10 protein-coding genes are annotated in these 13046 nt (G+C 36.3%); 2 read left to right on the top strand and 8 right to left on the bottom strand.

Annotated elements, in window-relative coordinates; genetic code table 11:
* Positions 1–109 precede the first annotated feature (109 nt).
* The 5 genes from QM491_RS04495 to arfB all read right to left on the bottom strand — a co-directional run bounded on the left by QM491_RS04495 (position 110) and on the right by arfB (position 6560).
* On the bottom strand, positions 110–1456 hold the full coding sequence (locus QM491_RS04495; RefSeq protein ID WP_283326054.1) for a peptidylprolyl isomerase: 1347 nt from the start codon (positions 1454–1456) through the stop codon (positions 110–112).
* A 276-nt stretch (positions 1457–1732) separates the two neighbouring features.
* A complete protein-coding gene (locus QM491_RS04490) occupies positions 1733–4003 on the bottom strand; it encodes a peptidylprolyl isomerase (protein WP_283326053.1) in 2271 nt (756 codons plus the stop codon).
* Positions 4004–4142: 139 nt separating this feature from the next.
* On the bottom strand, positions 4143–4895 hold the full coding sequence (locus QM491_RS04485; RefSeq protein WP_283326052.1) for a hypothetical protein: 753 nt from the start codon (positions 4893–4895) through the stop codon (positions 4143–4145).
* Between the two features lie 58 nt (positions 4896–4953).
* Positions 4954–5991, bottom strand: coding sequence for an agmatine deiminase family protein (locus QM491_RS04480; RefSeq protein WP_283326051.1), 1038 nt, complete (start codon positions 5989–5991; stop codon positions 4954–4956).
* A gap of 161 nt (positions 5992–6152) precedes the next feature.
* On the bottom strand, positions 6153–6560 hold the full coding sequence (gene arfB / locus QM491_RS04475) for an alternative ribosome rescue aminoacyl-tRNA hydrolase ArfB (RefSeq protein WP_283326050.1): 408 nt from the start codon (positions 6558–6560) through the stop codon (positions 6153–6155).
* A gap of 353 nt (positions 6561–6913) precedes the next feature.
* On the opposite strand from arfB, the gene dinB reads away from it, so the two are divergent.
* Positions 6914–7984, top strand: a complete 1071-nt coding sequence (gene dinB, locus QM491_RS04470; RefSeq protein WP_283326048.1) for a DNA polymerase IV — start codon at positions 6914–6916, stop codon at positions 7982–7984.
* A 556-nt stretch (positions 7985–8540) separates the two neighbouring features.
* Entirely contained in the window at positions 8541–8891 is a 351-nt protein-coding gene (locus QM491_RS04465; protein ID WP_283326047.1) for a LytR/AlgR family response regulator transcription factor, read from the top strand.
* A 66-nt stretch (positions 8892–8957) separates the two neighbouring features.
* On the opposite strand, the gene QM491_RS04460 is transcribed toward QM491_RS04465, so the two are convergent.
* The 3 genes from QM491_RS04460 to QM491_RS04450 form a co-directional block, all read right to left on the bottom strand.
* On the bottom strand, positions 8958–10142 hold the full coding sequence (locus QM491_RS04460; RefSeq protein ID WP_283326045.1) for an endonuclease/exonuclease/phosphatase family protein: 1185 nt from the start codon (positions 10140–10142) through the stop codon (positions 8958–8960).
* 113 nt (positions 10143–10255) lie between these two features.
* Positions 10256–11197 carry a DUF8428 domain-containing protein gene (locus QM491_RS04455; RefSeq protein ID WP_283326044.1) on the bottom strand — a complete coding sequence of 314 codons (942 nt, stop codon included), beginning with the start codon at positions 11195–11197 and terminating at the stop codon, positions 10256–10258.
* Between the two features lie 438 nt (positions 11198–11635).
* The gene (locus tag QM491_RS04450; protein ID WP_283326042.1) at positions 11636–13033 is read right to left on the bottom strand and encodes an ATP-binding protein; all 1398 of its coding nucleotides are present in this window, start codon (positions 13031–13033) and stop codon (positions 11636–11638) included.
* Positions 13034–13046 lie beyond the last annotated feature (13 nt).

The raw sequence follows: 13046 nt of genomic DNA, 5'->3' as shown, positions 1-13046 counted from the left end.
GGGTCGTTCATCGAGTTTTTGGAAAACAAAAACGGTCAGCATAAAGCCGACCGTTCTAAATATTGTTAAGTAGTGCGTAAAAACGCTACACTTATCTTTCAACACCCACTTATTGTCCTGTACCTTTCATGACGTTACAATCTTTGTATTCGTCCGAAATATAGATAAAGACCTCACCTTTGGCTTTCGTAAACCATTCTTCAATGGCATTGTTACGTTTTCTGTTCAAAGTAATCGTTGCTAATTTTTGGAAATCATCTTCCAAGTTTGCAAAGTGAGGAGGGTGTTTTGCTTTATAGTATAATACTCTAACTGCTGTACGGCCATCTTCGGTACGATATTGAATAGGCTTAGTAAGCGTGCCTACGGTCATTGAATCCAAGGTAAAATACAAACCTGATTCCATTGTACCATCTAGAGGCATTTTGATAGAACGTGTGCTAGGGTCAATCAACATACCACCAGCATCTTGAGTACCTTTATCTTCTGAATGTAATTGAGCTGCTTTTTCAAACTTCAATGAATCACGTTGTACCAATACTCTAATACTATCCAAGTAGCTAGTTGGTTCTGTTAAGTCCATTTTCTGATAATCAGGACGCAATAAAATATGGCGTGCGTGATATTCCTGACCACGGACTTCTAATAATTGAATCAAGTGATAACCAAATTCAGATTCTACTACATCAGACAACTGGTTTGGTTTCAATTTCAATGCAGCAGCCTCAAAAGGTGCTACCATCTGACCACGTTTAGCAAAACCTAAATCTCCTCCACGTTTTCCAGAGCCTAAATCTTCAGAATATAATTTAGCTAATTCAGCAAAGTCTTCACCGTTTTCTACTCGACGTTTATAGTCTGATAATTTCTTAATAAGCTCATCCTTTTGGTTTTTGGTCACTTTAGCCAAACGAACAATATGTCCAACTTCTACTTCTGAAGGCAAATATGGCAAGGAATCTTTAGGAATAGATTCAAAAAATTTACGTACTTCTTTTGGAGTAACTTTTACGTCGCCTGTAATTTTTTCCTGCATTTTGCGAGTAGTAAGCTGTTCTTTGATAGCCGAACGAAGCTCGTCTTTCAAAGAGGCAATTGTTTTGCCATAAGCTTCAACAATGTTCTTTTGAGAACCAAATTGTTGCTCCATTTGATCCATACGAGAACTTAACTCCATTTCTACTTTCTTGTCGTCAATAAGTACAGAGTCGATTTCAGCTTTTGCTAACATCACTTTACCAATAATCAAACTCTCAAGCAATTGGCAGCGAGTAGGCGTATTTCCCTGTCCGCTTTGCAAATATTGCTGATACTGTGCTTCAAGTTCAGACTTAAGAATATAGTGATTGTCAACTTTTGCAATGATTTTATCAATTACTACAGATTGAGCTTGCACCGAAAAGCTCATCACTAGTAACAGACCCATCAATGAGAGTAAATAAAAGGGTTTCTTCATTGTTATATGATTTCTTATGTAATGCTTGTAATTAGGTTTAATCGTACGTCACAAACCTCCTTCGCTTTCAAAAACCTCCATTCACTCAGAAAAGAGTAGAATTTTAGGTTCTCAATTAACAAATTTAAGCGTTTTTATCCTCTAAACCTGTGGATGATGCCGTTAAAAAATGTTAATTGCCTTTTTTGGCAAAATTTATCGAGTAGAAAAGCAAAAAAAATAGTGAAACTGCCACAGAAATGCCTTTGACAATTTCACTATGTTAAAACTAGAGTTTTATTCAAGGATACGACGAACTTCGTTTTCGTTGACCGAAACAGGATAACGTTCTTTCAATTTTGAAATCCAATTATCGTATAACTGCTTCTGGTAATCTTTGATAATTTGTCCTCGTGCTTCTTGAAAAGTTTTAGCTCTTGGCAATTCTACTTTGTTGATATCTATCCAAACTTGACGACCTTTTGATTCAAAAGTTTGTTCCCCTACTGCCCAATTTGCCACATCTACAAATTCGTTTTCACCACGTTTAAAATAGCGTTCTTCTGCGGTAAGACTATTTGGTTTTAAGGTATTAAATCTCTTTACCACATCGTCCATCGACGTCGAGAAGAACTTGATAGACACTCGCATATTTTTACTATGGTCATTTTTTGAGGCTGGTTTAAATTTACCATCATCTTTCTCAATAACCCTCGTAGCCGAAATACCCTTATTGATTAAGCTATTCACGATGTTTCTAGCACGTTCTGCTGAAATATTTTCTGGTTCGTCAGCATCAGAATTCCCTGTAATTTCGACCGTATAATCACGATTTTTAATCATGATAACCGCCAATTCGTACAGCATTTTCTGAGCGTCTGGGGTAAAGTCAGCTTTATCCTTTTCAAAATAAATTTCAGGGAAACGACGGTTCATTGGATATGGACCTTTCTGTAATACCTGCTTTGCCTGCTCCAAGGTCTCTTTTCTATCTGTAGTAATCAATTTTGCCAAAACACGATTGGTATATTGATAACGATCTGGATTTTGCTGAAAAAACCTTACTTGACCCAGTGAGTCTAAAGAAGGGGCTAAAACATATTTTTCATACATCTCTTTTTGTAAAATTCCCTCTCTATATTCCTGTACTATTGAACGAAACTCTGGATATCTAACTTCAAGATTAGCTTCTTCGAAAGCAATATTGGTTTGTTCTACAAATTGCTTATACCAAGTATCTACAGATTTGTCTTCAACGACGCCCACTTTCAACATTTGGCGTTGTTGTTTTAATACAAAATCATAGAAATCTTTCGTCTTATAAGGTTTTGAATTAATCGAGAAGAGAGTCTTTCCTAGATAATCTTCTTGTCCTGTGCGGTCTTTATAAAACTTGTCAAACGCATCTTGTTTGACCGAAATATATTCTAGAAAATTATTATCTCTCAAAAGCTTTCTCACCAAAGTGCCTCTTGCTAATGAGCCTCTTGAAGCATCAGCATTGATTTTTTGGCGAATGTATGGCGCCATTTCTTCGAATTTCAACAAGCTCTTTTTCTCTACTAATCGGAAGATATGCCACCCTAAAGAAGTCTGAATCGGAACTGTATAATCACCTTTTTCTTTCAATGAAAATACTAAATCTGTAATTTTTTCATCAATCAAAGTACCAGCTTCATACCACCGTCCGAGGACACCACCTCTTGATTTGGTACTGGCATCATCTGAGAATGTACGACATACACCTTCAAACGGCTCATTTTTTTTGAGATAGGCATAGGCATCATCGATACGCTTTTTGGCAGCGACTTTTTCAGCTTCAGACATACTGGCTGACACAGAAACCAAAATATGAGCCAAACGTACTTTTCCTCTAAAAGAGCGACGATCTAAAACTTTGATAATATGATAACCCTTTTCGGTACGGAAAGGCATGGACACTTCACCTTTGGGAGTATTGTAAGCAGCCGATTCAAAAGCGTAATTGTTGTCTAACACAGCCAAATAGCCCAAATCACCTCCACGAGGGGCAGACTTAAGGTCTTTGGAATAGTCTTTAGCGATTTGTTCAAAAGCTTCGCCTCTTAAAATTCGAACACGAAGATTTTTGATTTCATCATACGCTGCCAAAGTATCCGCAGGAGTTGCGTGTGAAGTTATCGGGATAAAGATTTGTGCAACCCTTACTTCCTCTTTCATACGCTCGTATGCATCTTGAATCAACTTTTCGAGCATCGATTTATCTGTCAAATAGGGCAAAGCTAGCTCTTTACGGTAGGTATCTAGCTCATCGACAAATGCCCTAGAGGTGTCTAAACCTGCTTTTTCGGCAGCAAATACGCTAAGTTTGTAATTGATAAAATCTTGCAAAAAAACTTTAGAGTTCTCTTTTTTGATGCTGTCGCTTTGGACTAGCTTTTTGTAGGTTTGTTCAAGGTCTCTTGAACTGATGATTTTTGTTCCTATAGTAATAGCAGGCACTTCGCTTTGCGCCAGAGCCGTTTGCTCATGAGTCGCCAATGCAACAGAGGCAGCTATGACAGTGTATATTTTAAATAACTTGTTCATTCTTTCATTCATACTAAATCAGAAAAACTTTCCTGACTTGTTCATTTTAACTTGCAAGCACAGTGGAATATTGTACAAAAAAAACAAAAATAACAATAAAATTGAGATTAAGTCATGGCAGTGACACATCATGTTCCACTTAGTTGGAAGATGATTTCTGAATGCTACTTTTGATTAATTTGAGTTGTAGGTCATACGTTAGCTCATACTGGAATGAATTTTTGAGGTGTTCTCCTTTAAATACCAATGGTATGGTATAAAGTGTTTTACCTGATTTCAGCTCCTGAGCAGACAATTGAAAAGTATTTTGTCCCAAAAGGTCATCTTTATCAAAACGTTCAGCGGCTTTAAGCCCTAAACCTGCGGCTTGCAAACTACCAAACACGATGGCTAATGGTGTTTGATACTCTGCAATACTTACCATTACGGCAGGAATTTTGGCTATGCCTCCAAACTCATTGATTTTTTTGACTAATTCTTGAGCTTTGGTATAATCGTCGATTTCATTTAAGACTACAGAAACTAATAGTCGCCCATTTTCAGGAACTACCAATTCGATAGGTTTGAAGCGTTCTGAAGTAAGAATTTGTCCAGCTTTGACTGACTCTACCCCAAATGAACCTGTAACAACTTGAGCAATTTTGCCTTGGTCATCAACAGCAGTGAGTGCGTAATTTAACACTATTTCATCAGCAAAGGATAAATCTTCTTCCAAATCTACAGCTTTCAATTGCTTTACTTGCATACGAGTTTGGTAATCTGTTTTCACAATTGTTTCAGCAACAGGGGTATTTTGTTGCGACGTAGATTGTGTCACAGGTTTGGCGGTTTTGCACGCACCCAATGCCCATACAAGTCCAAATGAAGCGAAATACACTAATTGTTTTTTCATGGTGTGCAAAAAATTATAGGTATCTCTATTTTCGTAAAAGTAGAGATACCTTATGAACTTACACGGCAGGTTCTTGCTGTGTAAGGCAGTGAAAACTACCTTGTCCCCAAATGATTTTATTAGATGGTAATCCAATCACTGGACGGTCAGTAAATACCTGAGAAAGAATATCTAGAGCCACCTCATCGTTTTTGCAATCGAAGGTAGGCACTAATACTCCTGCATTACAAATCAAGAAGTTTGCATACGAAGCAGGCGTTCTGAAATCATCTACTACCACTGGCGATGGCATTGGAATTTCAACAATATTCAATTGTTTGCCATTTAGCAAACGCATTTGCTTGAGTAACTGAAGATTTTCTTCCAAAATTTCGTGATTGTCGTCGGCCTTATTCGGCTCAACCATTGTGATAACGGTGTCTTCATTAACAAAACGAACAGTATCATCAATATGTCCGTCGGTATCATCACCAACAATTCCATCGTTTACCCAAAGTACTTGTTCGGCACCATAATAATCATACAAATATTGCTCGATTTGTCCTTGTGTTAAATGTGGGTTACGGTTTTCATTCAACAAACATTCACGGCTGGTAAGGATGGTACCAGCGCCATTAAATTCAACCGAGCCTCCTTCCATAATAATCCCAGGCGTTACATAGTTTAATCCTCTATGTTTAGCAATAGCCATAGGCAAATTGTTGTCATCATCAAATGGTGGATATTTTCCGCCCCAAGCATTATAACCCCAATTGACAATCATGCGCTCTTTAGTTTCGGGATTAATCAAGAATGCAGGACCATGGTCACGACACCAAGCATCGTTAGTTGGATTTACTAATATTTCGATTTGATTAAGGTCGATTTCATATTTTGGCAATTCGCCCAAAATAAAGCTCTTCAAAGTCTCATCATTAACATTTAAGCCTACTTTCTCTCCTTTAGAGATTGCTTTGATTAGACCAAAATATTGTGAGTACATTAGGTGGCGCTTATTGCCTTGCCAAGATGCCTCATTATGTGGGAACGTCAGCCAAGTAGCTACGTGTGGATGCCATTCAGGCGGGAAAAAAAATCCTTGTTGCTTCGGAGTCATGTCTACTTTATTTTAAAGCACAAAGTTACAAAAACCTTGCCTTGTAACCTGAGTTTTCGGCTACCCATATCCTATTCAAACAATCCAAAACAAACAACACCTTAGTTATCAAATACTTATAATTTATTTTTAATAAGATGTTAATTTTGTAATCTCTTAACTCAATATACAACTTTGCCTCGCTGGGTCTTTCTTTCGGATTTTTTCTTCTTATCCTTCAAGCGCTCAGCAATCATAGCGGCTGTGGGTTTGGTAGGCTTTCTTTGTAAAGCTACCGTTAGGGCTTTGACCAACAATGCTTTAAATTTCTTAATTACAAGTACCTTATTTTTAAGCTGGCTTCTATCTTCCTGAGATACCACAATGAGCTCTCCTTCAGAGTTTATTTGATTTTTTAGTTTTTGTAAAATCAAAGCTTTCTGAGATTCATCAAGTAATTGGGAATTTACTACATTAAAACGTAGTTCTACTTTTGAAGAAACTTTGTTTACATTTTGTCCGCCAGCACCGCTACTGCGTGAGGCTTGAAATTGTAGTTCGGGTAAAAAATCTATTGCTAAAATATTCATAAAGTCGTTTTTCTGAATTAAAATTAAAACTGTAAGTATGTGTGCTGAATTGTGAATGTAAAATTTTGACTATTAATATTTTTTCTCTACAACTTATGAGACTTAATTCTGCACGAATACTCAAGTATTAGTATAAAATAAAATTGTCTTATTACACTTTAAGCTATGAGCAGTAGGGGAAAAAGCTTCTATTATTTCATGAAAATTTTAGCCTACGGCATAAAGCCTAGAGCTTAGAGCTGATAAAATTAATTGATAATTCTATTTTTCAATATTTCCCAAATCAGAGATTGTTTAAGTCCTAACTCAAAATTCTACCTTACAGAACTCAAATAGCGGCTGTTACTTTAAACGTGGAAACTCGAAAAATCATACATATTGATATGGATGCCTTTTTTGCGTCGGTCGAGCAACGGGATAACCCTTCGTTGAAAGGCAAGCCTGTAGCTGTAGGTGGTTCGAGCGAACGTGGCGTTGTGGCGGCAGCAAGTTATGAAGCTCGCAAATACGGTGTTCGTTCGGCAATGTCATCCAAGATAGCGGCTCAAAAATGTCCGAATTTGATTTTTGTAAAACCTCGTTTTGAGAGTTACAGAGCTGTATCGTATCAAATTAGAGAAATTTTTGCAGAATACACACCTTTAATAGAGCCTCTATCACTCGACGAAGCCTATTTGGACGTAACCAACAATCTCAAAGAGATGGCTAGTGCCACACAAATTGCAATTGAAATAAAAGAAAAAATCAAGAAACAAACTCAGCTCACGGCTTCTGCTGGTGTTTCGTATAACAAATTTTTAGCCAAAATAGCCTCTGATTTTAATAAGCCTGACGGACTTTATATTATAAAACCCAATCAAGGTCCTTTGTTTGTAGAAACCCTAGAAATCGACCGTTTTCATGGAATTGGAAAAGTCACAGCTCAAAAAATGCACAAAATGGGTATTTTTACAGGAAAAGACTTAAGAGAATATGATGAGTCTTTTCTGATCAAACAGTTTGGTAAAATTGGAAGGTACTACTATCAAATTGCAAGGGGGATTGATACAAGAGCCGTAAATCCTGAGCGCATTCGCAAGTCGGTAGGCTCTGAAAATACCTTCATGCAAAACCTAGAGGCTCGTGCCGAGATACAGCTAGGACTTGAACCTTTGATTGAAGATGTATGGCGATACTGTATCAAACATGAGATTTTTGGCAGAACGGTATCATTAAAAGTAAAATACAGTGATTTCCAAATTGTGACTCGTAGTCGTACTACCCTCTCCCCTATTTTTGATTTACCTCTATTTGAAAGAATATCTTATGAGCTTCTAGACCAAATCATGCCCCCTTGTAAAGGTATTAGGCTTTTGGGAATTTCACTATCAAACCTTACCAACGAACAGGATATGGAAGGCAAACAACTTACACTAGAATTTTAGAAAGGCATTAATTATCTTATAATCAATTTATTAGAAAAAAGTTGTTTTTCTGAAATTTAACACTTATCTTTTGTTAACAAAAACTTTAAATCGTTTCAAAATTCACATAGTTTTTGTCAGTTTTATCAATCAACAATACGATTTGATAGTCTTACTGTACCCAGTAGTAATGACTTTTATATAACCGCATCTAGCGCTACATTTTGCTAATCAATGAGATAACACATATCTCTATATAGGCTTTAAAAGCTTTGAAAAACAGACACCACTTTTAGTATTACACACAAGATTTGTCGAATCTTTCAAATAACTCGTTTGACATACTTTAAAGCGGTTTTCACATACTAAAAACCGACATTCACACAATTTTAGATTTTATTTATCTACAGCCTTTTATCTTTGTTACTGTACTTTTCTCTTATTTCCCATAAAAAACACTTACATAACTATGTGACTGTTAAGACAATACCCGAAATCAATAATTGAACTTTAGTAAGAAAAACCTCATATTATCTACCGTCTGTTCTTATCGTAACACACTTAAAATTATTTCGCTATGAGTTTTGAAAATTTTTGCATCGTCTCTAAAGGTAGCCTTGACTTTAAATTTCAAAAAATTAAAATCGCTATCGAAGATATCGTCATGCTACAAGCAGATAGCAACTACACTCATGTTTATTTGAGTGATGGAAAACGATTTATATTCGCTCGTACAATCAAATTATTTGAGGATATGCTCAAAGACTATAGTTTTGAGCGCATTCATAAAACCTTTATTATCAACTGTGATCATTTGCTTGGCTATGACTCAAAAACTGAGTCTTTGGTATTGAGTAATAACCTAAAAGCCAATTTATCAAGACGTCGCAAATATCAATTAAAAAGACAATTATCAATATTAAACTAAAAGGGATTAGGCGCAATACTGCCTAATCCCTTGTTTATATAAGTACGATATATAGGATTTGTCTGTTTAGTCAACTTTGGCAACTAGCACCTGAGAATTAAACTCAACAGGCTTATTTAGTTTGTAGTGAGCCATTAATGGGAAATGGTCAGAAAAGCTTACCGATGAAACGGTTTTACAGCTTTGAATTTCCCATTGATGGCTATAAAATTGCTGATCTATTCTTACAAAATAGGGCTGACGATTGAGAGTGAAGCCCATTCCTTTGCCTACTTCTTCAAAAGCATTTTTATATAATAAGCTCATTTTTCCATAAGCATAACCAAAAGGTGTCTCATTAAAATCTCCACACAGAATTACGGGATATCGACTTCCAGCTACATATTCTTGTACCTCGTCAATTTGTTGGTAACGAGAATCGAATCCAAATTTTAATCTTCCAAAACTATCGCCAAGTTCTCTAAAAAAGCTTGCAACTTTACCTTCTTTTAGGGCATCAAAGGCTTGATTGATACGAATCCCCATCGACCAGAAATGTACATTGACTACCCTTACTGTATCTCCTTTATAAGCAATATCTGCTACGATATAGCCATTGATATTAGGTTGTCCTTTACGATTCCAGATACGACCATACTTTTTTACAATCGGATATTTCGACAAAAGCCCCAAACCAACCTCCTCAGTCAAATCATCTGCTAATAATACCGCTTTTTCAGTGTAGTTTTTCTCGATATTGGCATTGGGCGAATATTCCTGAAAACACGCAATATCCGCATCTAGCTCTTTCCATTGAGCAAAATCGCTTGGAAAATCTGCAAACTTAGCACTATTAAAGCTCAATACCTTGAGTGAGCTAGCATCCTGCAATGCCGTAGTGGTTTTTTCACTACCAATACTCATAAATCTACGAGCTAGTGGCATTGCTAACATACACCAAACAACACCTACAGTAGCTATTACTCTTTGTTTTTTGATAAGTAAAAAAATCGTTGCTAAACCACCCCAAATCAACGCTACTGGCAAAGACATCATCATAAATCCAGCAAACCAATGTCCCGATATTGGCCAATAACAAAATGCCATACTCAGAAACATGTAACTTAGCCCCATAAACGAAAAAGGAAAGCGACAAAGAGCCATCCACAACAATCGGATAAATTCTTGCATTATTTCGAATGCTTCGCTGGTCCGAATCATCCAATACAGAATTGAAATATGTTTGGGAAAAGTGATGTGTAGCGTCTTCATGTGTGTTGTGTTTTAGAAACTGATTTCAATGAAATCAATTAGCGGTTTAATAAAAGAACGATGTAAGCATGCCTACACCGTTCCAGATATACTCAGTAAATAAAGGGCAAAAACTATTTTACTTCGAAAGTACCTGCACCAATTTTGAATCCTTCAGAATACAATTCGATTGAATACTTACCAGACTTATAAGCAGAACCTTTGGCATAAACTACATCTACTTTTTGGTCGTTATTTTCAAACAACACATTTTGTTTCACTGTGTATCCTACCTCTTTGCCATCATATTGCATAGTACCTGATGAACCATCAGCACTCACTACTGCGCCAGTAGCATCCATAATACGGATATAAATATCTTTGTTGTTTTTCTCGGCTACAGGATTTGTTGCTAAGCCAAAAGAAATTTTCAAACGATCAATTTTTGAAGCTTTATAACGTCCACCATCGCGTACTTTACCATTAGAAGCCAAGGCATATACCTCAACGTTGGTTGCTTTCATAGCCGATGCTATAGTTACTTTACGCTTCAATTCTTCGTTTTGAGAAGTATAATCGGCTACTGTTTTGCTCAAATTATCTTTATCTGACTTCAAACCTGCATTTTCATTCAAAGCAGCTTGTTTTTCAGTTTCTAAGTTTTTATTACGGGCCATCAAATCACCGTTTTCTTCTCTTAGCTTTGTTAACTCCTCATCTTTGGTGGCCAAAAATGTTTCGTATTCTTTGATTTTAGCCTCATATTTTTGGACAGAGAAACTCAAATCTGATTTCAATTTCTTCTTATCCGATTCTAATTGAGCTTTTACTTTTTCTAATTCAGCAACATTACCACCCAACATCTCTACCTCTTTGATTTTCTCATCTAACGACTTTGAGATAGAATCTAATTTGATTTGTGTGCTAGACAACTGTTCTACTTTTGTTGTAAGTGCTTTCTGTAATTCGAATGTTTCGTTACGAGCGCCAATGAACAAATAACTCAACAAAGCGATAACACCTACTGTAACTCCTAATGCTACCTTAAAGAAGGTCTGATTATTATTATTCTCCATAGTTATTAATTTGCTTTAAAATGAATGGTTGGGATTGTTTTAAGAATAAATTTTAAAAAGTAAGGAAAAAATTAGTTACCACAATCATTTATAAGTTCCTGTTTTCGTTCGTTTTACATTAGCAAAATAACTATCATGCTTTTAAAGAGGAGTTAAATCAACCTTAAATCGACCTTAAAAATTGTGGATTAGAGATTGCGGAATTCATAAAAACATCTTTATGGTCTGTAACATAGTATCTATTTCAGCTTTCCTATGGTTGACGATATTATTCCAAAATACCTTTCAAAACTTTACTAAATGTGTCGTTTAACCTATTAAAATCAAAAAAGTGGTCAGAAATTGATTTCCTAACCACTTTTAAATTCTAATAGGTTGTTTAGACGTAAAGTATAATGTCTTTACCTTTAGAATACAATTTTTAAAACAATCACTTAATCACAAATCACTCAATGTGACAGGCATTAAAATATTAGGAAAGCTTACTCGGAATGTAGTACCTTCTGATGATGAATCCACCGTTATTTGACCATTATGCAACTGGGTGATTCGATGTACAATTGTGAGCCCGACACCATGTCCTTTCACAGATTGTGCAGTAGCGTTGCTTCTATAGAACGGCTCAAAAATATTAGGAAGGTCTTTGACAGGAATTGGGGGACCATCATTAAAAAAGGATAGATTTATCCAATTACTACTTGTCGAAAAATCAACATTGACAGTATTATTTGCTGAAAACTTACAGGCATTATCTATCAAGTTCATCAAAACAACCTTTAGGGCTGCTTCATTGCCATTTACAACTAGGGCATCTTCTTCTTCAGGAAAGTCATGAAAAGAAATATTAACTTGATAGTTTTCGTGCCATTTTTGGACTTGACTTTTAGCATCCCAAAGCAGCTCATCCATCCGTACAGAGGCTTTTGCGATAGCCTTTGAATCAACGACAGTATTAGCCAAGTCTAGTAAGGTATTGGTCAACTGAGTTAGAGTACGAGTATCGTCTTTCAAAGACGATAATAGTTTTTGGTAAACCTCCACAGAACGTGGCTGTAGCAGAGTTATTTCAAGCTGCGAAAAGATTTTGGTTAATGGGTTTTTGAGTTCATGAGAAACATTTGCAATGAATATTTTTTGTGTCAAAAGAGTTTGTTCTACCCTATCAAGTAGCCGATTGAAGGTATCTACCAACAAGCCGATTTCATCTTCTCGATCTGGGTGCTCAACTCTTTTTCCAATATTTTTAGGAAAAATAGAGTTTACTTGTCGCGTAATAGCCGACATAGGCGCTAATGCTTTATCGGCAAATATCCATCCACTCAGTCCCACCAATAAAATAGCGACCAGTGTCATGACCATCAAAATTTTCCGTAAATCCGACAAAGCTTCTTTACCTGCTTCATCTACAGCACTCACAATAATCCAATAATTTACGCCTTTGAACTGTACAGACATACCAAATATTTGATAGGCGCCAGCCTCAAGATAGGAGCTTGCCTGTGTGGCTGTTACCTTAGGCAATACTTGCTCATGCACAATAGTATTACCCTGATTGGTCGAAAATACAATTTTATGTTCTGCTTGGCTATAGACCGAAACCGACTCATCGTGCAAAATTTCTTTGTCCGAAATATTAACCAGTTTCAGTACCGTGGTATCTGCCGCTTGAATCTCAAACAGTAAAGTAGCAGTCGTAACTGCGCTATTTTGAAGACGCTTATAAAAACGTTTTTCTAAATAGAGTTTACTAAAAAAATACACCCCTACCGAAAACAAAATCATAATGGCGGTTACAAGGGCTATAAACTGAAATGTAAGTCTGAGACGGATATTCATATATTGGATTGCT

Source organism: Flectobacillus longus, from assembly GCF_030056705.1.
Lineage (GTDB): Bacteria > Bacteroidota > Bacteroidia > Cytophagales > Spirosomataceae > Flectobacillus > Flectobacillus longus.
This window is presented reverse-complemented; position numbering and strand designations above follow the sequence as displayed.

What these genes read in the sequence shown, in the direction of transcription:
- QM491_RS04495 (WP_283326054.1), bottom strand. Translation starts at nt 1,456, where the DNA reads ATGAAGAAACCCTTTTATTTACTCTCATTGATGGGTCTGTTACTAGTG.
- QM491_RS04490 (WP_283326053.1), bottom strand. Translation starts at nt 4,003, where the DNA reads ATGAACAAGTTATTTAAAATATACACTGTCATAGCTGCCTCTGTTGCA.
- QM491_RS04485 (WP_283326052.1), bottom strand. Translation starts at nt 4,895, where the DNA reads ATGAAAAAACAATTAGTGTATTTCGCTTCATTTGGACTTGTATGGGCA.
- QM491_RS04480 (WP_283326051.1), bottom strand. Translation starts at nt 5,991, where the DNA reads ATGACTCCGAAGCAACAAGGATTTTTTTTCCCGCCTGAATGGCATCCA.
- arfB (WP_283326050.1), bottom strand. Translation starts at nt 6,560, where the DNA reads ATGAATATTTTAGCAATAGATTTTTTACCCGAACTACAATTTCAAGCC.
- QM491_RS04465 (WP_283326047.1), top strand. Translation starts at nt 8,541, where the DNA reads ATGAGTTTTGAAAATTTTTGCATCGTCTCTAAAGGTAGCCTTGACTTT.
- QM491_RS04460 (WP_283326045.1), bottom strand. Translation starts at nt 10,142, where the DNA reads ATGAAGACGCTACACATCACTTTTCCCAAACATATTTCAATTCTGTAT.
- QM491_RS04455 (WP_283326044.1), bottom strand. Translation starts at nt 11,197, where the DNA reads ATGGAGAATAATAATAATCAGACCTTCTTTAAGGTAGCATTAGGAGTT.
- QM491_RS04450 (WP_283326042.1), bottom strand. Translation starts at nt 13,033, where the DNA reads ATGAATATCCGTCTCAGACTTACATTTCAGTTTATAGCCCTTGTAACC.